We start from the raw sequence: 26,184 nt of genomic DNA, 5'->3' as shown, positions 1-26,184 counted from the left end.
GTCAGGCCGGGTTCGCCTTGAGCAGCCGCTGCACGGCGATCATGGCGCCGCCCACCACCGCCGGGATGCCACCGCCGGGGTGCACCGACGCGCCGACGCGCCACAGCCAGGGCTTCCACGGGTCGTTGTACGACGGGCGGTGGAAGGGTCCGCTCAGCCACGGCGGCCGCGCTGCCCCGTAGAGCGCGCCGTGGGGTTCGCCCCCGCCGCCGTAGTACTGCGGGTCGAGCACGACCTGCTCGTCGAGCAGGTCGGTGAGGGGCCGGTCGAGGCCCATCGCGCTCGAGACCCGGTCGACCTCGCGTCGGACGAAGGGGTGCTCCACCGTGTACCGCCCGCCGTCCGCGGGGGCGGTGAGCAGGATGCCGAGGGTGCTGCGCGGGTTCGGGTACACCTCGCCGGCGCGGTACTGGTTGACGAACACCATGGTGTCCGCCGGCTCGTCGCCCGCCTCGAGGCTCCGGTGGAGCGCAGCGGGCTTCGTGGGCAGCACGACGCTGTGCGTCGCGAGGGCGTCCGGCAGCTCCTCCCGCAGCACGCCGTACACCGCGACGGCCGAGCAGGACAGGGCGCGGGGGCGTCGACGGGGCAGGGTCGGGATCCGCGACGGACCCGTCAACGTGGTCAGCCGGTCGGCGTCGAGTGCGCTGACGACCAGGTCGGCGCGGTGGTGCCCGACGTCGGTGGTGACGGAGCCGCGCTCGATGCGGGTGACGGCCTCGCCGGTGCGGACCTCGACCCCGGCCGCCTCGGCCAGCCGACCCAGCGCGAGCACGATCTCGTACACCCCGCCGCGCGGCACCCAGGCCCCGGTCTCCGCCATGATCGCGGGCATGCTCGCGTAGAGGGCGGGGGTGCGCGACGGCGAGACGCCCGCGTTGAGGGTGTGGATCGCGATGATCTCGCGCAGCCCGTCCGGCAGCCACGGCAGGCTGTCGAGGTAGGCGCGCGTGGTGAGCCGCGAACCGTACACGGCCAGCAGCCTGCGGAGCGCGGGCAGCGCGGCCCGGTCGAGCGGGTCGGCGAGCAGCAGCTCGGTCACGTCGTCGGCGAGCGGCGCGTGCAGGTCGGCGAAGCGTCGCCAGGCGGGGTACCAGGGGTGGTCGGGCGCCACCGGCAGGGAGGTCTCCTCGCCGTCGTGGTAGTACCGGCCGACCTCGGGCATCCGCACCAGGTCGAGGCCGCCGACGTCACTCGTCCGGTCGGCGGGACGCCCGCCGTCGCCGAGTCGGCGCAGCAGCTCGTCCCACACCGCGGGGAAGGTCACCAGCGACGGCCCGGTGTCGATGCGGTCCGCCCCGAGCTGGATGCGGCGACTCTTGCCGCCGAGCTCGGCGGAGGCCTCGAGCAGGGTGACCCGGTGCCCCGCGTGCGCGAGCAACGCGGCGGCGGTCAGTCCGCCGATCCCGCCGCCGACCACGACGATCCGACTCATGCGCGGCCTCCCAGGACGATCGAGACCAGGAGCAGCACCCCGGCGAACGAACCCGCGATGTAGGGGAACGCGACCGACAGGCGGTAGAGGCGGTGCCCGGTCTCCGGCGTCGGGTCGCGCAGCAGGGACACCACGAGGATGCCGGCGATCAGGAGGTTGACGGCGGCCACGGGCATGCTCACCACGGCGAACAGCGCCGTGGAGACGAGCCACCACACCCCGCTCCAGACCGCGGTCCCGCGCGCGCCGAGCCGCACCGCGGTGGTGGTGATGCCCGCGTCACGGTCCTCGACGATGTCCTGGACCGCGTCGAAGGCGTGCTTCGCCACGCTCCACGCCATCAGCCCGAGGGCGGCGGGCCACACCGGCGTCACCTCGAGGGCAGCGGGCACGATGACGAGCGGCAGCGCGTAGGCCGCGTTGCTCAGCGAGTCGAGGAAGGGCCGTGCCTTGAAGCGCAGCGGCGGTGCCGAGTAGAAGACGAAGACACCCACGTAGAGCAGGATCGCGACGTTCGCGAGCGGCGGCAGCGTGAGGGCGAAGAGGACGAGGAACGGGACGTTGACGGCCGCCACGGCCCAGGCGATGAGGCGGACCTCGGACTGTCGGATGCGCGCACCCTCGATGGAGCCCTTGCGGGGGTTGGCCGCGTCGGTGTCCTGGTCGTAGATGTCGTTGACGCCGTAGATGAGCAGGTTGAACGGCAGGGTCAACCACAGGATCACCGGGAGTGCCCGGAGGTCGAACAGCGAGCCGGTCAGCCAGACGGCGACGAGCCCGGACCCGATCGTGTTGATCCAGAGCACCGGTCGCGAGATGTGGACGAGGCGGCGCACGGCGAGACCGAGCCCCGACGGTGCGGTACTCGACATCGTTCCACCACCGTCTGTCACGAGGTCGAGCGTACGCGCCGCGGGTCGGCACCGCGTGACGGTGCCCGGGCCACACTGGTCGGATGCGCATGATGCTGCTCACCGCAGGCACCCGAGGCGACGTGGAGCCGTTCACTGCGCTGGCACGGCACGCCGCCGCCCGCGGTCACGAGGTCCGACTGGCACTCCCCGACGACGCCGTCGCACCCGCGGACGTGGACATCGTGCCCCTCGGCCTGGACGCCCGTCGGGTGCTCGCGCCCGCCGGACGCTCCCCGATCGCGATCGCGCACCACCTGCGCTCCGAGGTGCGGCCCGCGATGCGACGCATGTTCGCCGCCGCGGTCCGGGAGACCGTCGCCTTCGACCCCGACGTGGTGGTGCACCACCCGCTGATCCTCAGTGCCCCGATGGTGACGGACACGCTCGGCGTGCCCCGCGTGCTGGCGGAGTTCGCGCCCGTGGCGACCCCGAGCGCGCGCTTCCCCGCCGCCGGCGGCCCGACCGCCACCCGAGACCTCGGCTCGGGCAACCGGACCAGCTACGCCGTGCCGCGCGCCGCCGCACGCCTGTTCGACGCCGACGTCGCGCGTGCCGCCGCCGGGTTGCCGGGAGGTCGTGGTCCCGCCCGGCGGTCGTCCTCGCGGGCGACCCTGATGGCCGTCAGCCCCGCGTTGCTGCCGCGTCCAGACGACTGGCCGGAGCGTGTCCACCAGACGGGTGCCTGGTACGAGGACGGACCGGCCGCGGCCGCCGACCCCGTCGTCGCCGCGTTCCTCGACGCCGGCCCGTTCGTCGTGGCCTCGCTCGGTTCGATGGCCTCGCTCGGTCCGTCGGGTGCGGGGGCCGCATCGGCCCGCGGACGTGCGGTCGTCACGGCAGCCCGGTTCCACGGTCTCCGCGTGTTGCTCGTCACCGGGTGGGGTGGCCTCGCGCTGCCGCCGGAGTGCCGCGGTCCGGACGTGCTCGCGGTGCGGTCGGCACCGTTCGACGCGGTGTTGCCGGGCGCGGCCCTCGCGGTGCACCACGGCGGTGCCGGCACCTCCCACGCGGTCGCCAGGGCCGGGGTGCCCGCCGTCGTCGTGCCCGTGACCGCCGACCAGCCGTTCTGGGCCGCGCAGCTGCACCGGCAGGGGCTCGCCGCGGCGGCGGTCCCGCTGCGGCACCTGTCGGCCTGGACGCTCGCGTCGGCGATGGGCGATGCCCTGTCCCGCCGCGAGCGGGCGGCAGAGGTGGGTCGGGTCGTGCGGCGGGAGCACGGCGTGCGGCGGGCGATCGACGTGCTCGAGTCCCTCTGAGGCCCCGTCCCACCGTCCGTCCCCCGACCGCGGAGGGGTCAGCGGTCGAAGAGGCCGCCGAGGAAGTCGTTCCCGAGGTTCGACGCCTGCTCGCCCAGGCCGGAAGCCTGCTCTCCGAGGCCGCTCGCCTGCTCGCCCAGCCCGCTGGCCTGCTCGCCCAGGCCGCCGAGGAACTGCTCGCCCTCGGCCGCGAAGCCCTCGACCCCGCCGCCGAGGTCGGCCGGGCCGAGGTCGCCGATCCCGGACGCGATGCCCTCGAAGTCGACGCCGAGGTCCGCGGCTCCGGCGAGCACCGGCGCGGCGGCCGCACTGACGACGGCACCACCGGCGACCGCCACGGCCAGGCCGCCGACCGCCATCGCACCGGCTCCGACCGCGGCGCCGCCGGCGAAGGCACCACCGCGCCCGCCCGTCGACCGGCCGGACCCGCCGAGCACACGACGGATGAGCCCGGGGCGGGACATCTCCCCGCGGGTCATCGCCCGGGCCATGCCGCCCGACGAGTCGTCGCGCAGGTGCTCGTGCGGCGGCAGCTCGGAGTTGAGTCGGTCACGGACCTGCTGCCGCTGCGCCGGCGTGAGGCGTGCGAACGCGTCGTGGTGGACCTGCTCGAGCTGGTCGGGGTTCGAGGTGCGCAGCAGGTAGTCGTACTTCGCCAGCGCCACCTTGTCGGGGTCGGCCTGGCCGTGCTGCTGCGGTCGGCCACCGTGCTGCGGCTGCCCGTACTGCTGCTGGCGGGGTTGCTGCTGGCCGTACTGCTGCTGCTGCTGCTGCTGCCCGTACTGCTGCTGCTGCCCGTGCGGACGCTGCTGCTGCGAGCGGTCGTCGCCCGTCAGCTTGTCCGCGGCCGTGCGGACGATGTCACGCCAGTCGCTCCCGCCCGAGGACGGCTGCTGGTTGCCAGCGGCGGCGTTCCCCTGACCGCGCTGCTTCTGCATCTGCTTGTCGATGACCTTCGAGGCCATGCCGAGGATCCGGTTGAGGTTCGCCATGCACCAACCTTTGTGATCACACATGTGAGCACTCAGCGACCCACCCGTGCCCGAGCCGTCGAACTCCTGCACATCTGCTGATCCCGCCCGCTCGTGGGTCAGGACAGCACGCGCGCCAGGAACGCGTTCCGGAAGCGCCCGGACGGGTCGAGGTCGCGCGCGAGGGCCGCGAAGTCGTCGAGCCGCGGGTACACCTCGTGCAGCCGTTCCACGCCCGCCGCCGACACCTTGCCCCAGTGCGGCCGCGGGTCGAACTTCGCGAGGACCGCCTCGATCCGCTCGACCGCCGACGCGACGGCCGCCGGGTCGCGCCGGAAGGTGAAGTGCAGCCCGACCGACCGTCGACCGGTCGAGGGCGCGAGCCACGCCGTGTCCGCAGCGATCGTCCGCACCTCCGCGGCGATGAGCAGCGGTGCGAACACCGGCTCGAGCGGCCGGAGGGCGTCGAGTGCCGCGACGGCGTGCGCCGCGGGGATCAGGTACTCCGCCTGGATCTCCGCCCCGGTGGACGGCGTGAAGGTCGACCGGAAGTGCGGCAGCCGCTCGGCCCAGGGGCCGGGCACGCCGCCCTGCTCGGTGACGCTCGCGGCGTCGTTCTCGCCCGGGTGCACCGGTCCGTCGGCGCGGCGGGCACCGAGGGCGACGAGGTCGACCGCGGGCCCGGGCTCGTCGACGCGGTGCTTCGTCCACACCTGCCGGGCGCCGCGGTCGTCGAACGAGGTGAACATCGACACCGAGTAGGCGTCGGACAGCACGTCGTCGAAGTGGGCCGACACGGCGTCCCACGGCAGGTCGAGGTGCACGGTCGTGGCGACCTGGAACGTCGGCTCGATCGCGAGCTCGACCGCGGTGACGACACCGAGCGCCCCGAGGGCCACCCGGTGCGCGTCGAGGGCGTCGTCGGGCGACGAGGCGTCGACCCGGTCGACCGCGCCGGAGGCGCGGACGACGTCGAGGCCGACCACGGCCTGCGCGAGCGAGGGGTTGCGGACGCCCGAGCCGTGCGTGCCCGTCGCGACCGCACCGGCGACCGAGATGTGCGGCAGGGAGGCGAGGTTCGCGAGGGCCCAGCCACGGGCCTCCAGTCCGGACGCCACCTGGCTGTGCGTCATCCCGGCCGCGACGCGCACGACCCGACGCGTCTCGTCGATCTCGAGCAGCGGCGGGAGACCGGCGAGCGTGACCTGCACGGCGTCGGTGTCGGCGATCTCGTTGAACGAGTGCGTCGACCCGAGCGCCGTGAGGCGCGGTGTGGCCGCGACGAGCTGCTGGAGCTCCGCCACCGAGGTGGGGCGTTCCAGCGCGGAAGCACGGTAGGTGACGTTCCCCGCCCAGTTGGTGCGCGTCGTCGCGGCCACGGTCACGGTCCTAGAACCCGCGGTCCAGACGGTGCCACGCCTGCTGGAGGCGCAGCTCGTCGCGGAAGCCGCGGGCCGTGGTGTGCTCGTCGATGACGAGGAACTCGGTGCCGACCATGGTCGCGAGGTCCTCGACGACCTGCAGGCCGACGGCCGTCGTCATCACGGTGTGGTGCGCGGCGCCGGCGGTGAGCCAGGCCTCCGCGGCGACGGGGAACGACGGACGCGGCTCCCAGACGGCACGGCCGACGGGGAGCTTCGGCAGCGCCTCGGTCGGGGGCACGACGTCGACGACGTTCGCGGTCAGGCGGAAGCCGTCGCGGGTGTCGGAGAGCGCGACCACCACGGCCTCGCCCGCGTCGGCCGTGAAGACCAGGCGCACCGGGTCGTCCTTGCCGCCGATGCCGAGCGGGTGGATCTCGAGCGTCGGCGTCGTGGTGGTGAGCGCCGGCGAGACCTCGAGCATGTGCGCGCCGAGGATCTTCTCCGCGCCCGGGGTGAGGTCGTACGTGTAGTCCTCCATCAGGGAGGCCCCACCGGGCAGACCCGCGCCGGCGACGTTCATCGCGCGGACGAGGACGGCGGTCTTCCAGTCGCCCTCGGCACCGAAGCCGTAGCCGTCGGCCATGAGCCGCTGGACCGCGAGGCCGGGCAGCTGCTTCAGCGTGCCGAGGTCCTCGAAGTTCGTGGTGAAGGCGGCAGAACCGTTCTGCGACAGGAGCGCGCGGAGGCCGAGCTCGATCGCCGCTCCGTCGCGGAGCGCCTGGCGACGAGCGCCACCGTCCTGCAGTTCAGGCACCAGGTCGTAGGAGGCGTCGTAGGTCGCGACCAGGGCGTCGATGTCCTGCTCGCTGGCGGCGTCCACCGCTGCCGCCAGCTCGTTCACCGCCCAGGTGTTCACCTGCACGCCGAGCTCGATCTCCGCCTCGGTCTTGTCGCCCTCGGTGACGGCGACGTAGCGCATGTTGTCGCCGAAGCGCGTCAGCTTGAGCTCGCGGACGGCGGCCGCACCGGCTGCGGCGCGCGTCCAGTTCGCCACCCGCTGCTGTACGCGGGGGTCGGAGACGTGCCCGACGGCCGTGGCGTGCCGGACCCCGAGACGCGCCAGGGCGTACCCGAACTCGCGGTCGCCGTGCGCGGCCTGGTTGAGGTTCATGAAGTCGAAGTCGATGTCGCCCCACGGCAGCGCGACGTTCGCCTGCGTGTGCAGGTGCAGCAGCGGCTTCGTCAGCGCCTGGAGGCCGCCGATCCACATCTTCGCCGGGCTGAACGTGTGCATCCACGTGGTGACACCGATCACCCTGTCGTCCGCACTGGCCTCGATGAGGGCGCGGCGGATGCCGTCGGCGTCCTTGAGGACCGGCTTCCACACGAGCTTGACCGGCAGTGCGCCTGCGAGCTGCGCGTGCACGGCCTTGCTCTGCTCCTCGACCTGGCGGAGGGTCTCCTCGCCGTACAGGCCCTGGGAGCCGGTGAGGAACCAGACCTCGTAGCTGTCGAGGGTGGCCTGGGGGTTCACCTGCGTCATCGCATGGCTCCTTCGGGGTTCTGTCCGTAGACGTTCTGGTAGCGGTCGAAGAGTCGATCGACGTCGTCGGGCGCGATGGCCTTCGGTTCGCCGAGTTGGCGGGAGACGTGCACCGTCCGGGCGACGTCCTCGCACATCACGGCGGCCTTCACGGCGTCCTTCGCGTCCTTGCCGATCGTGAACACGCCGTGGTTCTGCATCAGCACCGCGCGGGAGCGGTGGCCGCTGAGCGTGTCGACGATGCCGCGGCCGATCGAGTCGTCGCCGATGATCGCGAAGGGGCCGACCGGGATCGGTCCGCCGAACTCGTCCGCCATCGCCGTGATGACGCACGGGATCTCCTCGGCGCGGGCCGCCCACGCCGTCGCGTAGGTCGAGTGCGTGTGCACGACGCCGCCGACTTCCGGCATGTTCCGGTACACGAAGGCGTGCGCGGCGGTGTCGGAGGACGGGCCGTGCGCGTTGCCCCAGCCGTCCGCCGGGACGCCGTCGAGGGTGCAGACCACCTGGTTCTCCGGGGTCAGGTCGTCGCTCGACACCCCACTCGGCTTGATGACGAACAGGTCGGTGCCGGGCACGCGCTGCGAGACGTTCCCGCCGGTCCAGATCACCAGGCCGTAGCGGACGAGCTCGCCGTGCAGGGCGGCGACGCGCTCGCGGGCCGCGGCGACGGCCGCCTTCGTCTCGTCGGTGGGCGCTTCGGTCATCGGGTCGGCTCCTTTTGGTCGGTCGCTGCTGTCTGCTCGGCCGGGAGGCGCGGCTCGGCCCCGTCGGTCGGCTCGCCCTGGTCGGCGGGCGCGTCCGGGTCGGTCGGCTCGCCCTGGTCCGTCGGTGCGCTGGTGCGGGTCGCCGCTGCCGCCACGTCCTGCACGGGCAGGGCCGCGCGGTACCGGCCGAGGTAGTCCTGGAACCCCTCGACGTCCCGCTGGTCGGGCTCGGCGACGTGCACGGCGTCCCCGCCGAACACCGTGTCGGCGAGGAAGTCCGCGAGCGACCGGTCGGTGTGCTCGAGGTACGCGGCCAGGACGGCGATGCCCCAGGCACCGCCCTCGCCGGCGGTCTCCTCGAGGGCGACCGGCACGCGGAGCGCCGCGGCGAGCAGGCGCTGCGGTGCCCCGGGCGTGCGGAAGAGCCCGCCGTGCGCGGTCATCCGGTCGACGGCGACGTGCTCGCCGTGCAGGACCTCCATGCCGATCGCGAGGGTGGCGAAGGCGCCGTGGACCTCGGAGCGGACCAGGTTGCCGAGGGTGAACCGGGCGCCCGGTGTGCGGAGGAGCAGCGGTCGGCCGTCCTCGACACCGGTCACGGGCTCGCCGGCCAGGTAGTTGAACGACAGCAGACCACCGGCGTCCGGGTCGGCGTCGGCCGCCTCGGCCAGGAGCGTCGCGTAGACGTCGTCGATGCTCGGTGCCGTGGTGCCGGCGCGCTCCCCCGCTGCCTCGGCGAACCGGCCGAACACGCGTGCCCACGCGGCGATCTCGCTTGCACCGTTGTTGCAGTGCACCATCGCGACGGCGTCACCCGTGGGGGTCGTGACGACGTCGAGCTCCTCGTGCGGAGTGGACAGCGCCCGCTCGAGCACGACCATCGCGAAGATGCTCGTCCCGACGCTGACGTTGCCGGTCCGGGGCGCCACCGCGTTCGTCGCGACCATGCCCGTGCCCGCGTCGCCCTCGGGCGGGCAGAACGCCACGCCGGGCTGCAGGGTTCCGGTCGGGTCGAGCCACGCGGCGCCCTCGGCGGTGAGCGCACCCGCGTCCTCGCCGGCGACGAGCACGTCGGGCAGCAGTGCGCGGAGGTCGGGGACGCGCTCGCCGAGCAGGTCCTGCGTGGTCGCGAGCATGGCGGCGTCGTAGTCGCGGCGGCCGGGCTCCCCCGGGGCGCTGTCGACCGGTCCGGACTCGATCGGGAACATCCCGCTCGCGTCGCCGACGCCCAGGACGTCCTGGCCGGTGAGCATCCGGTGCACGTACCCGGCGAGGGTCGTGATGCCGGCGAGCTGGGCGACGTGGGGCTCCTCGTCCAGCACCGCCTGCACCAGGTGTGCGACCGACCAGCGCTGCGGCACGTTGAAGTCGAGCGCGTCGCTGAGGCGCTCGGCCGCGGGGCCGGTCGAGGTGTTGCGCCAGGTCCGGAACGGGACGAGCAGCTCCCCGTCCTCGTCGAACGCCAGGTAGCCGTGCATCATCGCGGAGACACCGGCGGCGCGGAAGGTCGTGGGGCGGACGCCGAACTGCCGCTCGACGTCGGCGACCAGGTCGGCGTAGGCCGCGCGGACCCCGGTCTCGACGGCGACGAGGGGGTAGGTCCACCGGCCGTCGACGTACTCGTTCTCCCACTCGTGGGAGCCGCTCGCGATCGGCCGGAGGTCCTCGTCGACCAGGACCGCCTTGATCCGGGTGGAGCCGAGCTCGATGCCGAGGGTCGTGCGGCCGTGTTCGACCTGCTGTCGGCGGTCGTCGCTCATGTGTCCTCCCGAGACCTCGTCGTCCTGCGTGAGCGCTCACATCCTGGCACGTGAGCGCTCACGCCTGCAACGCGACGGCGCGCCGCCCTGCTCGCGCGCGCCGGACCCACCCGCCGCCCGCCCGCCGAACGCCCGCCGCCCGCTCGCCGAACGCCCTCCGCCCGCCCGCCGGACGGGCCGTTCCCGTCACCCTCGACGCAGCCCGGCGACGGATCCCGCCCGCTCGACGATCCTCACGCGGCGTGTCCTGCCCGCTCGGCGCCGTCCCACTCCACCCGCCTCGCCCCGCACACCCGCACCCGCGGCCGCCCGGAACCGTGGGGCGCCGGCCGCCCTCCCGCTGAGCGGGCCGTTCCCGTCACACCCGACGCCGCCCGGCGACCGATCTCGCCCGCTCGGCGATCCACGCGCGGCATGTCCTGCGCGCTCGGTGCCCGACCCACTCCGCCCGACTCATCCGCGCCGACCCGCCCGGGTCGTGCTCGCCGAGGTCCCACGACTCGCCGCTCGCGTGCCGTCGGGGTCCCGAGGAGCAGGGCGCAGGCCGCCGAGATGCCGCAATTGCGGAACCCGGGGAACCAGCGCGACGACGAGGGCGACGCCCGCTCGGCCTAGGCGCCGACCGTGCTCTCGCGCACCACCAGGGACGGCGTCACCGACACCGACGCGGGCCGGCCACCGGCGACGAGCTCGAGCAGCGACCGCCCGGCGATCCGCCCGAGCTCGTCCAGCCGCATGTCCACGGTCGTCAGCGGCGGACGGCTCGCCAGCGCCACCACGTCCCAGTCGTCGTAGCCGGTCACCGCGACGTCGCCGGGGACGCTCCGGCCGGTCTCGCGCAGCCGGTCGCACACCCCGCGGGCGATCTGGTCGTTGCCGCACACCACCGCGTCCACGTCGGCCTGGGCACGGTCGAGCAGGTCCACGGCCTGCCGCCCCCACCGCTCCGACCACTCGCCGTGCATCGGCTCCCCCACCATGCGGTCCCCGAGCACCGACCGGGCTCCGGCCGCGCGGCTGACGGCGGAACGGGCGTCGGCCGGGCCGGAGACCACGGCCACCCGGCGCCGCCCGAGTGCCAGCACGTGCGCCGCGGCGTCGGCCGCGCCCCCGGCGTCGTCGAGGGTGACCGACACGTCCGACGCCGAGGTGGACGGGGTCAGCGCGTAGACGACCGGCACGGGGACGGGGACGTCGATCGGGGGGCGGGCGTCGGCGGAGCGGCCGGTGACGATGATGCCGTCGACCCCGCGGGCGACGAGCGAGCGGAGGTAGTGGGCCTCGCGGACGTGGTCGTCGCGGGTGTCGGCGAGCAGGACCATGACCTCGCCGGCGGACAGGGCGTCCTCGGCGCCGAGCAGCACCGGCATCGTGAACCGTCCGAACGAGTCCGTCGTGACCATGCCCACGGTGTACGTGCGACCGGACGACAGCGCACGGGCCCGGGCGTCGCCGACGAACCCGAGCTTCTCGGCGGCGTCCTTCACCCGCGCTCGGGTCTCGTCGCGCAGCTGCCCCGTGTCGTTGAGGGCCTTCGAGGCCGTCCCGATCGACACCCCGGCGAGCGCGGCGACGTCGGTGATGCGGGCGGGGCGGCCGCTGCGGTCCTGGGGCACGGCAACGTCCTTTCCGGTCGGTGGTCGCGGTCCGAGCATACGCACAGCGGGTCTTGTGCAGCCGCGCGGCCTGCCGTAGCGTCAGCTACGGAAAGCGCTTTCCGCTCGGATCGCCGCTCGCCGGACGCAAGGAGGCGCCATGACCACCACGACCGCGACCGCCAGTGGTGCGCACACCGCGACCCCGGCCCTCCCGACCGAGGACGCACACCTCGCACTCCGCCCGCTGCCCGCCGGGCAGGCCCGCATCACCGGCGGCTTCTGGGCACTCCGTCAGGAGCGCAACGGGCGGGACGCGATCCGCAGCGGGTACCGGCAGCTCGAGGCCGCGGGCAACTTCCGCAACCTCCGCATCGCCGCCGGCGACGAGCAGGGCGAGGCGGTCGGCCCGATCTTCATGGACTCGGACGTCACGAAGTGGCTCGAGGCGGTGGCGTGGGAGTACGGCCGCGCCCCGGCCGACGACCTGCTCGAGCTGCAGCGCGAGGTCACCGCCCTGTACGGCCGGGCACAGGCCGACGACGGCTACCTCGACTCGGTGCAGCAGGTCCGCGGCGGGGGCGAGCGGTACACGGACCTCGAGTGGAGCCACGAGCTGTACTGCGCCGGGCACCTGTACCAGGCGGCCGTCGCCCAGCACCGGGCCACGGGCGACACCGGGCTGCTCGAGATCGCGACCGAGAACGCCGACCACCTGGTCCGCACGTTCGGCGACGGCACCGCACCGGACGGCACGCCGAAGCTGCACGACATCGACGGCCACCCCGTCGTCGAGACGGGACTCGTCGAGCTGTACCGCGAGACGGGCACCCGCGCCTACCTCGACCTCGCGCACTGGTTCGTCGACGCCCGCGGGCACGGCATCATCGAGCGCGCCGGCGGCGAGCCGACGTACTTCTCCGACCGGGTGCCGGCGCGCGAGGCGACCACCGTCGAGGGGCACGCCGTGCGCGCGGTGTACCTGGCGGCCGGCGCCGTCGACGTCGCGATCGAGACCGGCGACACCGAACTCCTCGCCGCGAGCGAGCGGCAGTTCGCCGACATGCAGGCGACGAAGGCGTTCATCACCGGTGGGCTCGGCGCGCGCTGGGACTGGGAGGCGTTCGGCGACCCGTACGAGCTCCCGACGGACCGCGGCTACGCGGAGACCTGCGCCGCGATCGGCGGGATCCAGTGGGCGTGGCGCCTGCTCCTCGCGACCGGGAAGCCCGTGTACGCCGACGCGATCGAGCGCCTGCTGTACAACGCGTTCCTGCCGGGCGTGAGCCTCGCCGGCACCGAGTACTTCTACGTGAACCCGCTGCAGCACCGCGACGCCGCCCACCGGGACGAGAACCGCTCCCCCGCGCACGGCCGCCGCGGCTGGTTCGACTGCGCGTGCTGCCCGCCGAACATCATGCGGACGTTCGCGAGCCTGGACGGCTACCTCGCGACGACGACCGACGGCGGCCTGCAGGTCCACCAGTACGCCACCGCGGACCTCGGACCGGTGCGCGTCGAGACCGGCTACCCGCACGACGGCCGCGTGGTCGTCACGGTCACCGAGGACGGCCCCCTGGCCCTCGGCCTGCGCATCCCCGCGTGGTCGGACACCACGACGGTCACCGGTGCGGGCGGCGAGGCCGTCCCGGCCCCCGGCACCCTCCACGTCGTCGAGCGCGAGTGGACCGCGGGCGACACCGTCGAACTCCGCTTCGACACGAGCCCGCACCGGTACGTCGCCGATCCCCGCATCGACGCCGCCCGCGGACAGCTCGCGATCGAGCGCGGCCCGCTCGTCTACGCCGTCGAGCAGGCGGACCAGCAGGGCTTCACGGTCGACGACCTGACGGTCGACGCCACCGCGCCGATCACCGAGGAGCGCCGCGACGACCTGCTCGACGGCGTCGTCACGCTGCGCGTGTCCGGGTCCGCCCCGGCGCAGCACGAGCAGGCAGCGTGGCCGTACCGGCGGCTGGACGAGCCGGGAGGCGCGGACCGCGCCGGGGACGCGACCAGCGTCGTCGACGCGGCCGGCCCCGGCGACGCGACCACGGACCTCCAGGCCGGGTCACCCGTCACCGCGACCGCCGTGCCGTACTACGCGTGGGCGAACCGCGGCGCAGCACCGATGCGCGTCTGGCTCCCGCTCCGGCGCTGAGCCGGCTGCACGACCGCGGCCCACCGCGCGCCGGGGTCACGCGCTCCGGCGCACCACCAGCTCCGGCCGCAGCAGCGCCTGGTCCATCGGCGCACCCTCGACGACCGCACGCACCGCTGTGAGCACCCGCTCGCCCATCGCCACGAAGTCCTGCCGCACCGTGGTGAGCGGCGGGGTGAAGTGCGCGGCCTCCGGGATGTCGTCGAAGCCCACGACGGCGATGTCGTCCGGCACGCGGAGCCCCTCGTCCGCGAAGGCGTGCAGGACCCCGAGCGCCATCTGGTCGTTCCCCGCGAACACCGCGTCGACCGCGTGCACGTCGATCGTCCGCGCCGCCGCGAAGCCGCTCGCCGGGGTCCAGTCGCCGTCGAGGACGACCGGCTCGAGGCCCGCCTCGCGCATGATCCGCTCGAAGGTGGCGCGGCGCACCTCGGACTCCTGCGACACCGCCGGTCCGGCGATGTGCACGATGCGTCGGTGCCCGCGCGCGAACAGGTGGTCCATCACGAGCGTCGTGCCGGCGGCCTGGTCGATCGCGACGGCGGCTACGCTCGGCGCCGCCGGGGTCAGGGCGTCCCGCTGCACGGCGTTGGCGACGACGACCGGCACCGAGACCGGGATGGTCAGGGACGCGAGGGCGTCGAGCACGCGGTTGTCGGCGGCGACGAGCACGATCGCGGCGACGTCCTGCGCCAGCAGCGTGGTGAGCGCCCCGGACAGGTCGATCGGGCGCGGCTCGTCCGGCAGCGTCGAGAGCAGGACGTGGTAGCCCGCCGACCGGGCCGCCCGCTCGAAGCCGATCGCCGTGCTCGACGGCCCGTACAGCGCGTCGCCCGCGGTGATGATGCCGAGCGCCCGGCTGCGTCCGCCGGCGAGAGCCCGGGCCGCGGCCCGCGGACGGTACCCGAGGGCCGCGACGGCGTCCGTCACCTGGGACCGGTAGGCCTCGCGCACGGTCGGGTCGCCGTTGATCACCCGGGAGACGGTCTGGTGGGAGACGCCCGCGCGCTCGGCGACGTCGAAGATCGTCGGGGCCTTGCGGCGTCTGCCGCCGGGACCCCCGAGCGCGGTCGTGGTCGTCACCTGGCCGAGCGTAGCGCCCGGTCCGCCCCGCGCGGCAACATCTCGGATCGGTCACGACGAGTTGACACCCCGCCACGGAACCCTCAGTATGTGAGCGCTCACACGAGCACATCCCACGGGGCACAGCAGCCCCGGCACCCGAGTGCGTCGATGTCGACGCGCAGGAACAGAGGTACTTCGATGATGAAGCGCAAGATCGTCGCGGGCGTCGCAGCCTTCGGCATCGCCATCGCACTGGCCGGCTGCTCCGCAGGCGGACGCGGCGCCACCGGCAGCGGTGACGGCGGCGGCGACAACAAGGGCGCCCTGGTCGGCGTCGCCATGCCGACCAAGGTCTCCGAGCGGTGGATCAAGGACGGCGACGCCGTCAAGAGCGACCTCGAGAAGGCCGGCTACAAGGTCGACCTCGAGTACGGCGACAACAAGGTCCAGCAGCAGGCCCAGCAGGTCAGCAACATGATCACCAAGGGCGCAAAGGTGCTCATCATCGCGTCGATCGACGGTGGCGCGCTCTCCGACCAGCTCGACCAGGCGGCGAAGGCCGGCATCAAGGTGATCTCGTACGACCGCCTGCTCACCGGCAACAAGAACGTCGACTACTACGTGTCGTTCGACAACTACAAGGTCGGCGTCGACCAGGCCACCTCGCTGCTGACGGGCCTCGGGCTCGTCGACGCGGACGGCAAGAAGACCGGCAAGAAGGGCCCCTTCAACATCGAGGTCTTCGCCGGCTCGCTCGACGACAACAACGCGGGCTTCTTCTTCAACGGCGCGATGGACACCCTCAAGCCGTACCTCGAGGACGGCACGCTGAAGATCGGCTCCGGCCAGGACCAGCTCTCGCAGGCCGCCACGCAGCAGTGGGACCCGGCGACCGCCAAGGCCCGCATGCAGAACCTCGTCGCGTCGACCTACTCCGGCGGCACGAAGCTCGACGGCGTGCTCTCGCCCTACGACGGCATGTCGATCGGCATCATCTCGGCCCTGCAGGGCGCCGGCTACGGCTCGGGTGACCGTCCGCTGCCGATCGTGACCGGCCAGGACGCCGAGGCCGCCTCGGTCAAGTCGATCATCGCGGGCCAGCAGTACTCCACCATCTACAAGGACACGCGCAAGCTCGCGAAGCAGTCCGTGACGATGGCCGAGGACCTGCTCACCGGCAAGACCCCCGAGACGAACGACGACAAGAGCTACGACAACAAGGTCAAGGTCGTCCCGACCTACCTGTTCCAGCCGACCGTCGTCACGAAGGACAACTACAAGGAAGTCCTCGTCGACTCGGGCTACTACACCGAGGCCGACCTCAAGTAGTCGCAACCATCCACAGGACTGGAGGCGCGGTGCGGCCCCGCACCGCGCCTCCAGTCCGTCTCCACCCGCGCGCACGCGCGGACGACGGAAAGGCGGTCCACATGGCGGACACCATCCTCGAGATGCGGGACATCACGAAGACCTTCCCCGGTGTGAAGGCGCTGCAGGGCGTCTCGATCGAGGTCGAGCGCGGCCAGGTCCACGCGATCTGCGGCGAGAACGGCGCGGGCAAGTCGACCCTGATGAAGGTGCTGTCGGGCGTCTACCCGCACGGCTCCTTCGACGGCGAGATCCTGCTCGACGGCAAGCCGGTGCAGTTCGGTGACATCAACGACTCCGAGAAGGCGGGCGTGGTGATCATCCACCAGGAGCTCGCACTCAGCCCCTTCCTGTCGATCGCCGAGAACATCTTCCTCGGCAACGAGCGCGTCAAGGGCGGGCTCATCGACTGGAACAAGACGAACTTGGAGGCCGCGGCGCTGCTCAAGCGCGTCGGGCTCAAGGACAACCCGGTCACCAAGATCACCGACATCGGTGTGGGCAAGCAGCAGCTCGTCGAGATCGCGAAGGCGCTCTCGAAGGAGGTCCGGCTCCTCATCCTCGACGAGCCGACCGCCGCGCTGAACGACGACGACTCGGAGCACCTGCTCGAGCTCATCCGCTCGCTGCAGGCCGAGGGCATGACGGCGATCATCATCAGCCACAAGCTCAACGAGATCAAGGCGATCGCCGACAAGGTCACGATCATCCGCGACGGCAGGACGATCGAGACGCTCGACATGCACGGCGACGACGTCTCCGAGGACCGGATCATCCGGGGCATGGTCGGTCGCGACCTGTCGAGCCGCTACCCGGAGCGCGAGCCGAAGATCGGCGAGGAGCTCCTGCGCATCGAGGACTGGACCGTCCACCACCCGCTCGACGGCTCCCGCGAGATCATCCACCAGGTGAACCTCGACGTCCGCGCCGGCGAGGTCGTCGGCATCGCCGGCCTCATGGGCGCGGGCCGCACGGAACTCGCGATGAGCGTCTTCGGGCACTCGTACGGCACCGGCATCTCCGGCACGGTCTACAAGCGCGGCGTGCCGATCAAGACGAACACCGTGACGCGGGCGATCGACAACGGCATCGCCTACGCCACCGAGGACCGCAAGCGGTACGGCCTCAACCTCATCGACGACATCAAGCGGAACATCTCCGGCTCGGCGCTCGGCAAGCTCGCCGACTGGGGCTTCGTGAACGCGTCGAAGGAGACCACGGTCGCCGGCGGCTTCCTGAAGAGCATGAACATCAAGGCGCCGAACGTCGACGCCGTGACGGGCAAGCTCTCCGGCGGAAACCAGCAGAAGGTCGTCCTGTCGAAGTGGATGTACGCCGACCCCGACGTGCTCATCCTCGACGAACCGACCCGCGGCATCGACGTCGGCGCGAAGTACGAGATCTACACGCTCATCAACGCGCTCGCCGACCAGGGCAAGGGCGTGATCGTGATCTCGTCCGAGCTGCCCGAGCTGCTCGGCATCTGCGACCGCATCTACACACTCTCCGGGGGCACGATCACCGCTGACGTGCCCCGCTCCGAGGCCACACCCGAGGTCCTCATGCAGTACATGACCCAGGAACGGGAGACCCCAGTCAATGAACGCGCTTAAGTCCGCCGCCGGCTACCTCACCGGGCAGCTCCGACAGATCGGCCTGTTCATCGCGCTGATCGTCATCGTCATCTTCTTCCAGGTGGCGACGAGCGGCATCACGCTGGCCCCGATCAACGTCTCGAACATCATCGTCCAGAACAGCTACATCCTGATCCTGGCGATCGGCATGGTGATGGTGATCATCGCCGGCCACATCGACCTGTCGGTCGGGTCGGTCGTCGCGTTCAGCGGCGCGATGGCCGGCGTGATGATCACGCAGTGGGGCATCCCGTGGCCCGTGGCGGCACTCCTGTGCCTCGTCGTCGGCGCGCTCGTCGGCGCCTGGCAGGGCTTCTGGATCGCGTACTTCGGCATCCCGGCGTTCATCGTGACGCTCGCCGGCATGCTCGCCTTCCGCGGTGCCACCCAGATCGTGCTGCAGAACCAGCAGATCTCGCCGTTCCCGGAGGGCTTCCGCTCGCTCGGCTCCGGCTTCCTGCCGTCGTTCGGCACCACGGGCTACGAGCCGCTCACGATGATCCTCGGCATCGCGGCCGCCGCCGTCATGGTGATCTCCGCGTTCCGTGGGCGCATCACGCGCCGCAAGTACCAGCTCGAGAGCGAGCCGTTCGCCTGGTTCATCGTGAAGACGGCCTTCGGCGCCGCACTCGTGATCTACGTGGCGCTGCTGCTCGCCAGCTACAACGGCACCCCGATCGTGCTCGTCGTGCTCGGCCTGCTCGTGGTCGTCTACTCGGTGGTCATGCGCAGCTCGGTGTTCGGTCGCCACGTCTACGCGATCGGTGGCAACGCCCTCGCCGCGCAGCTGTCCGGCGTCAAGACCAAGCGCGTCACGTTCCTGCTCTTCGTGAACATGGGCGTCATCGCGGCCCTGGCGGGCGTGGTCTTCACGGGCCAGCTCAACCTGGCCGCCCCGGGTGCCGGCAACGGCTTCGAGCTCGACGCCATCGCGGCCGTGTTCATCGGTGGCGCCGCGGTCACCGGCGGCATCGGCACGGTGCCGGGTGCGATCGTCGGTGGTCTCATCATCGGCATCCTGAACAACGGCATGTCGATCCTCGGTGTCGGCACCGAGTACCAGTCGCTCATCAAGGGCCTGGTGCTGCTCGCCGCCGTCGCGTTCGACGTGTTCAACAAGCGCCGGGCGGCGTCCGCGCGCAAGTAGCGGCGCCCCGCGCGACCACTCCCCAGAAGCGACAGACCTCCGTGGAACTCCCACGGAGGTCTGTCGCTTCCGCGTACCGGTTCAGGCGGTCAGGACGGCCCACCCGGCGGCCGGGAGGCGCAGGGTGCCGTCCCGCAGGTCGCCACCGCCCGCCTCGACGCGCGTCGCGTCGGCGGCGGGCAGCTCGACGGGGTCGTCCGCCAGGTTCAGGGCGGTCACCACCGCGGCGTCGGCCGTCGCGGTGCGCAGGACGACCGCGGTGTTCGTCAGGTGGACGACGTCGGTGTGGGCGCGGTGCAACCACGGGTTGCGCCGCCGCAGGGCCACGAGCGCCTCGACCGCGTGGGTCAGGTCGGTGGGCTCGGGCGCGGTCGACGGCAGCTCCGGTCGCACCGCGTCGTCGCCGCCCTCGCGCTCCTCCTTGACCGCGGTCCAGCCGTACTCGTCGCCGGCGTAGACGACGGGCGTGCCCGCGACGGTGAACAGCACCGCCGCCGCGTGCCCCGCGAACCGCTCCCCCACCGCGCTCGCGATGCGGGTGACGTCGTGGTTGCCGACGAAGGTCGTCGGGACGAACGTGCCCAGTAGGGCGTCGTGCCGTTCGACCGCGTGCGCGAGCTCGAAGCAGTTCCGGTCCGCGATGCCGTGCCAGACCGCCTGCCACAGCTCGTACTGCGTGGTCGAGTCCATCGTCGACTGCGCGACGACGGCCGCCGCGTCGCCGTGGATGACCTCGCCGCTGAACCACGCGTCGGGGAAGCGCTCCCGGACGCGCGGCAGCACCCGCGCCCAGAAAGCCGGCGGCACCGCGTAGGCCGCGTCGAGCCGCCACCCGTCGATGCCGCGCCCCAGCCAGTACGTCATCACCTCGACCACCAGGTCCTCGGCGGCACGGCCCTCGTGGTCGAGCGCGACGAGGATGTCGTGCCCCTCGAAGTCCCGGACCGGCACGGGGTCCCCGGCCTGCCAGCCGGACCGCTCGACGGCGAAGAGCTCCGCGGTCGGGGCGTCCGGGCCCTGCTCCTCGAGCGCACGGAAGGCGGGGTGCTCGCGCCCGACGTGGTTGAACACGCCGTCGAGCACGACCCGCACGCCGCGTTCGTGGGCTGCCCCGACGAGTGCGTCGAGGTCGGCGTCGTCGCCGAGCCGCGGGTCGACCCGGAAGTGGTCGACCGTGTCGTACCCGTGCGTCGAGGTCGCGAACACCGGGCCGAGCAGCAGCCCGTTCAGCCCGAGGTCGACCACGTGGTCGAGCCAGGGCACGAGCCGCTGGAGCCGGTGCTCGACGGCACGCTCGTCGACCGGGGTCCGCGGTCGGACGTCGGCACCGACGGCCCCGAGCGGGTAGACGTGCCACCACATCACGTGTTCGACCCAGGCGGGCTCGTGCGGGCGGAGGGGCTTCGGGTCCGGGTTCACCGCTCCGATGCTGCCAGCCGGGTCCGGGCTGTGCACAGGTCCGGACCCGGGGACGAGGATGGGCGCATGGGACGATCGATCAGGACCGCCGAGGACGCAGCGGCGTCGGAGCAGGCACACGCGGAGCGCACCTGCGCATCGTGCGGCCGACGGATGCCGTCGTCGGCCCCGCACGACGCGAAGTACTGCTCGGCGGCGTGCCGGAAGCACGGCCTCGACGACACCGACCGCGCGCTCGAACAGCGGATCGACGAGCTCCTCGCCGCCCGTGCGCGGAGCGCGAGCATCTGCCCGTCCGAGGTCGCCCGGTCCGTCGCGCCGGACGACTGGCGTCCGCTCATGGAGCCGGCACGACGAGCGGCCCGGCGGATGGTGGCGCGGGGCGAGGTCGAGATCACGCAGCACGGCAGCGTGGTCGACCCGTCCACGGCGAAGGGCCCGATCCGGATCCGCCGCCCCCGGTAGGGAACACCTGTCGCCGTCGCGCGTTGCACCCGACGATGACGACCACCACAGAACCGATCCCCGCCCGCCCCGAAGCCCTCGTCGTGGGGGCCAGCGGCATCACCGGCTCCGCCCTCGTCGACCACCTGCTCGACCTCGGGTGGGCCGTGACCGCGCTCTCCCGCCGTCCGCTCCCCCGCGACGGCGTCCGGACCGTCCCCGCGGACCTGCGCGACCCGGACTCGCTCCGGGCGGCGCTGGCGGATGAACGCCCGACGCACGTGTTCTTCACCGCCTGGCAGCGACAGGACACCGAGGCCGAGAACATCCGGGTCAACGGCGGCATGGTCCGGGACCTGCTCGCCGCCCTCGCGCACGCGCCGCTCGAGCACGTCGCGCTCGTCACCGGCCTGAAGCACTACCTCGGCCCGTTCGAGGCGTACGCCGCCGGCGAGATGCCGGACACGCCCTTCCACGAGGAGGAGCCGCGCCTGGACACCCCGAACTTCTACTACGCGCAGGAGGACGAACTGTTCGGCGCCGCCGAGCGCCAGGGCTTCACGTGGTCCGTCCACCGCTCGCACACGGTGATCGGCCACGCGGTCGGCAACGCGATGAACATGGGCCTGACGATCGCGGTCCAGGCCACGCTCGCCAAGGAACTCGACCTCGACTTCGTCTTCCCCGGCAGCGAGGCGCAGTGGAACGGCCTGACGGACATGACCGACTCGGGCATCCTCGCCGAGCACATGGTGTGGGCGGCGACCAGTCCCGAGGGGGCGGACGAGGCGTTCAACGTGGTCAACGGCGACGTCTTCCGCTGGCGGTGGATGTGGCCGCGTCTCGCCGCGCACCTTGGCGTCGACCCGGCACGCGTCGTCGGGTACGCAGACCGTCCGCGCCCGCTCGAGGAGCAGATGGCCCCGCACGAGTCGGCGTGGGCGGACATCGCTGAGCGGCACGGACTCGTCGAGTCCGACATCGCGCGCCTGGCGTCCTGGTGGCACACCGACGCCGACCTCGGCCGTGCGATGGAGGTCGTGACCGACATGGGCAAGAGCCGCGAGGCGGGCTTCACGGCCTTCCGCCGGACCGAGCGCGCCTTCACCGAGCTGTTCGACCGCTACCGCGCGGACCGGCTCGTCCCGTAGTCGTACCCCGCTGGTACCGGTCGGGGTACAGCAACCTCCGCCCCTGCCGCGAGCCGTCCACCGACGGGTGGTTGTGTCGAGGGCACAGGCGCCGGGGACCCTCGGCGGTTCCCGGAGGAAGGAAGCACCATGTCGCTCGGAGACAAGGCCAAGGACGTCACGCAGAAGGTCGCCGGCAAGGTCGAGGAGGCCGTCGGCAAGAAGACCGACGACGCCGAGCTCAAGCACCAGGGCCAGAAGGACCAGGTCATGGGCGAGGGTCGCCTCGACAAGGAGAAGGCCAAGGACGCGTTCGACGGCAAGTGATCGTCGATCACCCGTGACGCCCGCACCGCTCGACGGTGCGGGCGTTCGTCGTTCCGGGCCGTCGCCGACGTCGGCCTGGCCGTCGACTCAGAACGCGTAGCGGATGGTGCAGGACGGCAGGTGCTCGGCGACGAGCTCCCGGAAGCGCTCCACGAGCTGCCCCTTCATCCCGGACCGGTAGCGCACGTTGACGGCACCGTTCTGCGACACCTTCTGCTCCTGCAGGTCGGGACGCCAGAGCAGGTCCTCGGCCTTCGGGTGCCAGCCGAGGTTCACCTCGTGCAGGGGCTGGTTGTGCGTGAGGAAGATCACCTCGGCGGCGAGCTGCGCCTTCGCGGCCGGCGACAGCACGTCGTCGACCTGACGGAGTAGCTCGGCCCAGTCGGCCTCCCATGTCGGGGTGAGGATGACCGGCGAGAAGTTGAGGTGCACCTCGTACCCGGCCTCGACGAAGTCGTTGACCGCGGCGATGCGCTCGGCGATCGGGCTCGTGCGGATGTCCGTGACCTTCGCGGTCTCGTGCGGCATGAGGGAGAACCGGATGCGCGTGCGCCCCAGCGGGTCCCAGTCGAGCAGGTCGCGGTTGACGTACTTCGTGGCGAACGAGGCCTTCGCCGTCGGGGTCATCCGGAACAGGTCGCAGAGGTCGCGCACGTTGTCGCTGATCATCGCGTCGACCGAGCAGTCGCTGTTCTCGCCGATGTCGTAGACCCAGGCCTCGGGGTCGCACTGGTTCGGCTCGGTCTTCGGGCCCTGCTTCGCGATGTTCCGGGCGACGTGCTTCGTGATCTGCTCGATGTTCGCGAACACCGTCACCGGGTTCGAGTAGCCCTTGCGGCGCGGGACGTAGCAGTAGGCGCACGCCATCGCGCAGCCGTTCGCGGTCGACGGGGCGATGAAGTCCGCGGAGCGACCGTTCGGCCGGGTCACGAGCGACTTCTTGACGCCGAGCACGAGCGCTTCGGTCTTGATCCGCACCCAGCGCTGCACGTTCCGCTCGTCGCCGTGCACCTCGGGGATGTTCCAGTGCGAGGCGACGGGCACGATCTCGGCCTCGGGCCAGCGCCCGACCACCTCCTGCCCCCGCGGGAGCTGGAGGGCGGCGTCCTCGGCGTAGATCCGCTTGACGTCGAGCATCGGACGGGTGCGCGCTTCGGTCATCGAGACCTGTCTACCGCCCACCACCGACGGTGCAGACTCGGGAGCATGACCGCCGAGCCCGACGACCACTTCTTCGTCGTGGACGGCCGCCGCTGGCGCCGGACCGACCCCGCGCTCCCGGAGGAGGTCGCCGCGGCCCTCCGCTCCCACCTCGGTCGCGGTCGCAACGCGGTGAGGCGGGCGAAGCAGGCCGGCGACGAGGACGCCCTCGCCGCCGCCCGGCACCGCAACGGCCTGGCGAAGCACGGTCTCGGCGAACGCGGCCCGGAGTGGTGGTCGCGCCCCGAGGCCGACCGGATCGCCGACGCCCGTCGTGCCCTGGCCGACCTCGACGCGGACACACCGTGACGACCACGATCCGGCAGCCCCGTTCGGACCGGGTCCTCAACACCGTGGTGTTCGGCCCCGTCGCGGTCGGCACCGGGATCCTCCTGGCGTCGGTCGCGTTCGTCCCCGGTGTCTCGGCGGGGGCCTTCTGCTTCGTGCTCGGTGCCGCCGTCGTCGCGCTCGGGACCGTCGTGTCGGTCCGGCTCCCCCGCGTCGCCGTCCGCCTGACCGACGACCGACTCGAGTACGTCGGCTTCCTGCTCTCGTGGTCCGCACCGCGGGCCGGGATCGACACCGTGCTCGACGACGCCTTCGTCGAGTGGCGGGACGAGCGCGGTGTCGAGCACCGGCGGCAGATCGGGTTGCTGACCCGGGCATGGGAGGACGACGGCACGAGGTTCGCTCCGCTGTGGCGCTGGCGACGAGAGGGGTTGCTCCGGGTGCGCGCCTGGGCCGACGCCCGCGCCCGTTGATCCTTCCCAGGACGCCCGCGATGGGAAGCGGGAACGGGCGTACCTGGTCGGATCCAGCGACCGGGTACGCCCGTTCCGACCAGCTCCGCCCGATCCTCCGCGGCGGTCAGCGCAACGCGGCGCGGAGCAGCGGCAGGAGGGCATCGCCCTCCGTGCCGCGGACGACCGGGACCCCGGCGAGCTCCGAGGTCCCTCCGGCGTCCCGGGCGTCCGGCGCCACCTGTCGCAGCGCGATGGCGTCGACCGACCCGGGGTGCGCGCGGGCGAACTCCTCGTAGAGGTCCGGATCGTGCTCGCCGTCGTCGCCGATCAGCACCCAGGACACCTCGGGCAGGTCCTCGTGCAACCGCACGAGCGAGGACCGCTTGTGCTCCGAGCCGTCGCGGAACCACCGCGTCGGCGTGATGCCCCAGTCGGTCATCAGGACGGCGCCCGCGGGGAACCCCTGCTTCCGGAGGAAGCGTGTGACGACACCGGCGAAGTTCCACGGCCCGTTGCTGAGGTACACCGTGGCCGCTCCCTCCTGTCGGCGAGCGGCCTCGCGGACGAGGGCCGCCATGCCGGGGACCACCCGTCGGGTCGAGCTCGTGCCGAGGAGCGTGCGTCGTGCCGCCTGCAACGGGTGCCCGATCCCGGTCACCCAGACCGTGTCGTCGATGTCGCAGACGACACCCCGTCGTCCGGTGACGACGTGGACCGGGACCCTGGCCGGGGGCCGGCCGTCCACGTGCAGCAGCGCCGTGGCCGGACCGTCGCCGAGCGGCTCGTCCAGCGGAACCGTCACGTCGACCAGCCCACCGTCGTCGCTCGACACGGTGGTCGTCACACCGGCGAGCTCGACGCGCACCTCGGCCGCCGGGCACTCCAGGGTGAGGAGCCGCCGCCACGCAGCGACACCACGGCGGGCAGCGGGGTCGGCCGACGCCGGAGCGAGAACGACGCGCGCGAGGACCCGCGCCTGGTGCGTGCTCGCGTAGCCCGAGTACGGGAGCAGTGCGGGCCGCCACCCGACGCGCTCGGCGAGCGCCGACGCCCCTGCCCGGAGCCGGGTCCCCGTCGCGTACGCGACCGGGACGGCCCCCTGCTGGACGGCACGCAGGAGACGGGTCAGGGCAGCCATCGGCCCACCCTACCGACGCGTCCGTGAGCGGAGCCGGGTGGACGCCGGGCCCAGCACCGGGATCCTCCGCCGTGCATACGATGGCCGGATGACCGTGCCCGAGGACAGCCCGATCCGGTACGTCGCCGTCGGCGACAGCTTCTCCGAGGGCGTGGGCGACGAGGGGCCGGCGCCGTTCACCGGGTGGACGGGGCGGCTCGCGAGCGCCCTCGCGGCGACCACGAGCCAGCCGGTCTGGTTCGCGAACCTCGCGATCCGCGGACGGTTGCTCGACGGGGTGCTCGGCGAACAGGTGCACCAGGCACTCGCCCTCGACCCGCAGCCGACCCTCGTGACGTTCTGCGCGGGCGGCAACGACCTGCTGCGGCCCTCCTTCGACATCCCCGCGCTGATCGGGCGGCTCGGAGCGGCCGCCGAACGCTTCCGGGAACGCGGCATCCTCCTCGCGCTCGTGAGTCCGGCAGACCCGAGCGCGCGGCTCCCCCTCGGACGGTTGATCAACCGCCGTGGCGACGCGTGGGCCACCGCGTTGTCGGAGCTCGCTGCGGAGCGGGGACTGCCGTTCGTCGACGTCTCACGGGACGTCCAGCTCGGCCAGCCGGAGTTCTGGTCGACCGACCGCCTGCACATGAACGCGCTCGGGCACCAGCGCGTGGCGGAACTGGCGCTCCGCGCGATCGCCGACGGCCCCGGCCCGGTCGACGCGGCAGCACCCGAGGCCGTGGGGACCCGCCTGGCCGAGGAGCTGCGGTACTACCGCGAGTACGTGGTGCCCTGGCTCGGTCGGCGGATCAGGCGCCGGTCGTCCGGGGACGGCCGGACCGCGCCGTTCCCGACGTGGACGCCCGTGTCCTGATCCGCCG

The 26,184-nt window shown here is 72.7% G+C and carries 23 protein-coding genes; 11 read left to right on the top strand and 12 right to left on the bottom strand.

Going from position 1 to position 26,184, the window contains the following annotated elements; translation table 11 throughout:
- Nucleotide 1 precedes the first annotated feature (1 nt).
- Both H7A69_RS02520 and H7A69_RS02515 read right to left on the bottom strand, forming a co-directional pair.
- A complete protein-coding gene (locus H7A69_RS02520; protein ID WP_182045606.1) occupies nt 2–1,435 on the bottom strand; it encodes a phytoene desaturase family protein in 1,434 nt (477 codons plus the stop codon).
- Nucleotides 1,432–2,307 carry a UbiA family prenyltransferase gene (locus H7A69_RS02515; protein ID WP_182045605.1) on the bottom strand — a complete coding sequence of 292 codons (876 nt, stop codon included), beginning with the start codon at nt 2,305–2,307 and terminating at the stop codon, nt 1,432–1,434. The genes H7A69_RS02520 and H7A69_RS02515 overlap by 4 nt, the downstream gene beginning before the upstream one ends.
- Before the next feature lie 83 nt (nt 2,308–2,390).
- On the opposite strand from H7A69_RS02515, the gene H7A69_RS02510 reads away from it, so the two are divergent.
- The gene (locus H7A69_RS02510; protein WP_182045604.1) at nt 2,391–3,605 is read left to right on the top strand and encodes a glycosyltransferase; all 1,215 of its coding nucleotides are present in this window, start codon (nt 2,391–2,393) and stop codon (nt 3,603–3,605) included.
- 38 nt (nt 3,606–3,643) lie between these two features.
- On the opposite strand, the gene H7A69_RS02505 is transcribed toward H7A69_RS02510, so the two are convergent.
- The 6 genes from H7A69_RS02505 to H7A69_RS02480 form a co-directional block, all read right to left on the bottom strand.
- Entirely contained in the window at nt 3,644–4,597 is a 954-nt protein-coding gene (locus H7A69_RS02505) for a hypothetical protein (RefSeq protein WP_182045603.1), read from the bottom strand.
- A gap of 98 nt (nt 4,598–4,695) precedes the next feature.
- Nucleotides 4,696–5,955 (bottom strand): D-arabinono-1,4-lactone oxidase, encoded by a 1,260-nt coding sequence (locus H7A69_RS02500; protein WP_259346043.1) that lies wholly within the window; start codon nt 5,953–5,955, stop codon nt 4,696–4,698.
- A 10-nt stretch (nt 5,956–5,965) separates the two neighbouring features.
- Entirely contained in the window at nt 5,966–7,483 is a 1,518-nt protein-coding gene (araA, locus tag H7A69_RS02495; protein ID WP_182045601.1) for an L-arabinose isomerase, read from the bottom strand.
- Nucleotides 7,480–8,190, bottom strand: a complete 711-nt coding sequence (locus H7A69_RS02490) for an L-ribulose-5-phosphate 4-epimerase (protein WP_182045600.1) — start codon at nt 8,188–8,190, stop codon at nt 7,480–7,482. Before H7A69_RS02490 ends, araA begins: the two co-directional genes overlap by 4 nt.
- Entirely contained in the window at nt 8,187–9,950 is a 1,764-nt protein-coding gene (locus H7A69_RS02485; RefSeq protein WP_182045599.1) for a xylulokinase, read from the bottom strand. Before H7A69_RS02485 ends, H7A69_RS02490 begins: the two co-directional genes overlap by 4 nt.
- A 611-nt stretch (nt 9,951–10,561) precedes the next feature.
- Entirely contained in the window at nt 10,562–11,566 is a 1,005-nt protein-coding gene (locus H7A69_RS02480) for a LacI family DNA-binding transcriptional regulator (RefSeq protein WP_220456179.1), read from the bottom strand.
- A 139-nt stretch (nt 11,567–11,705) separates the two neighbouring features.
- Between H7A69_RS02480 and H7A69_RS02475 the strand changes: the two genes are divergently transcribed.
- On the top strand, nt 11,706–13,706 hold the full coding sequence (locus H7A69_RS02475) for a glycoside hydrolase family 127 protein (RefSeq protein WP_182045597.1): 2,001 nt from the start codon (nt 11,706–11,708) through the stop codon (nt 13,704–13,706).
- 36 nt (nt 13,707–13,742) lie between these two features.
- Here H7A69_RS02475 and H7A69_RS02470 read toward each other — a convergent pair whose 3' ends face one another.
- Nucleotides 13,743–14,789 (bottom strand): substrate-binding domain-containing protein, encoded by a 1,047-nt coding sequence (locus H7A69_RS02470; protein WP_182045596.1) that lies wholly within the window; start codon nt 14,787–14,789, stop codon nt 13,743–13,745.
- Nucleotides 14,790–14,969: 180 nt separating this feature from the next.
- Here H7A69_RS02470 and chvE point away from each other — a divergent pair, with 180 nt between their 5' ends.
- From chvE to mmsB, 3 genes are all read left to right on the top strand, one after another.
- Nucleotides 14,970–16,100 carry a multiple monosaccharide ABC transporter substrate-binding protein gene (gene chvE, locus H7A69_RS02465; RefSeq protein WP_182045595.1) on the top strand — a complete coding sequence of 377 codons (1,131 nt, stop codon included), beginning with the start codon at nt 14,970–14,972 and terminating at the stop codon, nt 16,098–16,100.
- 101 nt (nt 16,101–16,201) lie between these two features.
- A complete protein-coding gene (gene mmsA, locus H7A69_RS02460) occupies nt 16,202–17,752 on the top strand; it encodes a multiple monosaccharide ABC transporter ATP-binding protein (RefSeq protein ID WP_182045594.1) in 1,551 nt (516 codons plus the stop codon).
- Nucleotides 17,739–18,920, top strand: a complete 1,182-nt coding sequence (gene mmsB / locus H7A69_RS02455; RefSeq protein ID WP_069713109.1) for a multiple monosaccharide ABC transporter permease — start codon at nt 17,739–17,741, stop codon at nt 18,918–18,920. The genes mmsA and mmsB overlap by 14 nt, the downstream gene beginning before the upstream one ends.
- Nucleotides 18,921–19,001: 81 nt before the next feature.
- Here the strand turns inward: mmsB and H7A69_RS02450 are convergent, their stop codons facing one another.
- Entirely contained in the window at nt 19,002–20,339 is a 1,338-nt protein-coding gene (locus H7A69_RS02450; RefSeq protein WP_259346042.1) for an alpha-amylase family glycosyl hydrolase, read from the bottom strand.
- Between the two features lie 66 nt (nt 20,340–20,405).
- Here H7A69_RS02450 and H7A69_RS02445 point away from each other — a divergent pair, with 66 nt between their 5' ends.
- The 3 genes from H7A69_RS02445 to H7A69_RS02435 all read left to right on the top strand — a co-directional run bounded on the left by H7A69_RS02445 (nt 20,406) and on the right by H7A69_RS02435 (nt 22,240).
- Nucleotides 20,406–20,804 (top strand): DUF3253 domain-containing protein, encoded by a 399-nt coding sequence (locus H7A69_RS02445; protein WP_182045593.1) that lies wholly within the window; start codon nt 20,406–20,408, stop codon nt 20,802–20,804.
- A gap of 35 nt (nt 20,805–20,839) precedes the next feature.
- Nucleotides 20,840–21,934 (top strand): SDR family oxidoreductase, encoded by a 1,095-nt coding sequence (locus tag H7A69_RS02440; RefSeq protein WP_182045592.1) that lies wholly within the window; start codon nt 20,840–20,842, stop codon nt 21,932–21,934.
- 129 nt (nt 21,935–22,063) lie between these two features.
- Nucleotides 22,064–22,240, top strand: coding sequence for a CsbD family protein (locus H7A69_RS02435; RefSeq protein WP_182045591.1), 177 nt, complete (start codon nt 22,064–22,066; stop codon nt 22,238–22,240).
- An 87-nt stretch (nt 22,241–22,327) separates the two neighbouring features.
- Here H7A69_RS02435 and H7A69_RS02430 read toward each other — a convergent pair whose 3' ends face one another.
- Complete coding sequence (locus tag H7A69_RS02430) at nt 22,328–23,401, bottom strand: spore photoproduct lyase family protein (RefSeq protein WP_259346041.1); 1,074 nt, start codon at nt 23,399–23,401, stop codon at nt 22,328–22,330.
- A gap of 45 nt (nt 23,402–23,446) precedes the next feature.
- Here H7A69_RS02430 and H7A69_RS02425 point away from each other — a divergent pair, with 45 nt between their 5' ends.
- Nucleotides 23,447–23,749, top strand: a complete 303-nt coding sequence (locus H7A69_RS02425; RefSeq protein WP_182045590.1) for a biopolymer transporter Tol — start codon at nt 23,447–23,449, stop codon at nt 23,747–23,749.
- The gene (locus tag H7A69_RS02420) at nt 23,746–24,201 is read left to right on the top strand and encodes a hypothetical protein (protein WP_182045589.1); all 456 of its coding nucleotides are present in this window, start codon (nt 23,746–23,748) and stop codon (nt 24,199–24,201) included. The genes H7A69_RS02425 and H7A69_RS02420 overlap by 4 nt, the downstream gene beginning before the upstream one ends.
- 106 nt (nt 24,202–24,307) lie before the next feature.
- Here H7A69_RS02420 and H7A69_RS02415 read toward each other — a convergent pair whose 3' ends face one another.
- Nucleotides 24,308–25,321, bottom strand: a complete 1,014-nt coding sequence (locus tag H7A69_RS02415; RefSeq protein WP_182045588.1) for an App1 family protein — start codon at nt 25,319–25,321, stop codon at nt 24,308–24,310.
- Nucleotides 25,322–25,409: 88 nt separating this feature from the next.
- On the opposite strand from H7A69_RS02415, the gene H7A69_RS02410 reads away from it, so the two are divergent.
- Nucleotides 25,410–26,177, top strand: coding sequence for an SGNH/GDSL hydrolase family protein (locus H7A69_RS02410; RefSeq protein WP_182045587.1), 768 nt, complete (start codon nt 25,410–25,412; stop codon nt 26,175–26,177).
- Nucleotides 26,178–26,184: the final 7 nt, after the last annotated feature.

Source organism: Curtobacterium sp. ME26 (genome assembly GCF_903970945.1).
Taxonomy (GTDB): domain Bacteria; phylum Actinomycetota; class Actinomycetes; order Actinomycetales; family Microbacteriaceae; genus Curtobacterium; species Curtobacterium citri.
This window is presented reverse-complemented; position numbering and strand designations above follow the sequence as displayed.

What these genes read in the sequence shown, in the direction of transcription:
- H7A69_RS02520 (WP_182045606.1), bottom strand. Translation starts at nt 1,435, where the DNA reads ATGAGTCGGATCGTCGTGGTCGGCGGCGGGATCGGCGGACTGACCGCC.
- H7A69_RS02515 (WP_182045605.1), bottom strand. Translation starts at nt 2,307, where the DNA reads ATGTCGAGTACCGCACCGTCGGGGCTCGGTCTCGCCGTGCGCCGCCTC.
- H7A69_RS02510 (WP_182045604.1), top strand. Translation starts at nt 2,391, where the DNA reads ATGCGCATGATGCTGCTCACCGCAGGCACCCGAGGCGACGTGGAGCCG.
- H7A69_RS02505 (WP_182045603.1), bottom strand. Translation starts at nt 4,597, where the DNA reads ATGGCGAACCTCAACCGGATCCTCGGCATGGCCTCGAAGGTCATCGAC.
- araA (WP_182045601.1), bottom strand. Translation starts at nt 7,483, where the DNA reads ATGACGCAGGTGAACCCCCAGGCCACCCTCGACAGCTACGAGGTCTGG.
- H7A69_RS02490 (WP_182045600.1), bottom strand. Translation starts at nt 8,190, where the DNA reads ATGACCGAAGCGCCCACCGACGAGACGAAGGCGGCCGTCGCCGCGGCC.
- H7A69_RS02485 (WP_182045599.1), bottom strand. Translation starts at nt 9,950, where the DNA reads ATGAGCGACGACCGCCGACAGCAGGTCGAACACGGCCGCACGACCCTC.
- H7A69_RS02475 (WP_182045597.1), top strand. Translation starts at nt 11,706, where the DNA reads ATGACCACCACGACCGCGACCGCCAGTGGTGCGCACACCGCGACCCCG.
- chvE (WP_182045595.1), top strand. Translation starts at nt 14,970, where the DNA reads ATGATGAAGCGCAAGATCGTCGCGGGCGTCGCAGCCTTCGGCATCGCC.
- mmsA (WP_182045594.1), top strand. Translation starts at nt 16,202, where the DNA reads ATGGCGGACACCATCCTCGAGATGCGGGACATCACGAAGACCTTCCCC.
- mmsB (WP_069713109.1), top strand. Translation starts at nt 17,739, where the DNA reads ATGAACGCGCTTAAGTCCGCCGCCGGCTACCTCACCGGGCAGCTCCGA.
- H7A69_RS02445 (WP_182045593.1), top strand. Translation starts at nt 20,406, where the DNA reads ATGGGACGATCGATCAGGACCGCCGAGGACGCAGCGGCGTCGGAGCAG.
- H7A69_RS02440 (WP_182045592.1), top strand. Translation starts at nt 20,840, where the DNA reads ATGACGACCACCACAGAACCGATCCCCGCCCGCCCCGAAGCCCTCGTC.
- H7A69_RS02435 (WP_182045591.1), top strand. Translation starts at nt 22,064, where the DNA reads ATGTCGCTCGGAGACAAGGCCAAGGACGTCACGCAGAAGGTCGCCGGC.
- H7A69_RS02430 (WP_259346041.1), bottom strand. Translation starts at nt 23,401, where the DNA reads ATGACCGAAGCGCGCACCCGTCCGATGCTCGACGTCAAGCGGATCTAC.
- H7A69_RS02425 (WP_182045590.1), top strand. Translation starts at nt 23,447, where the DNA reads ATGACCGCCGAGCCCGACGACCACTTCTTCGTCGTGGACGGCCGCCGC.
- H7A69_RS02415 (WP_182045588.1), bottom strand. Translation starts at nt 25,321, where the DNA reads ATGGCTGCCCTGACCCGTCTCCTGCGTGCCGTCCAGCAGGGGGCCGTC.
- H7A69_RS02410 (WP_182045587.1), top strand. Translation starts at nt 25,410, where the DNA reads ATGACCGTGCCCGAGGACAGCCCGATCCGGTACGTCGCCGTCGGCGAC.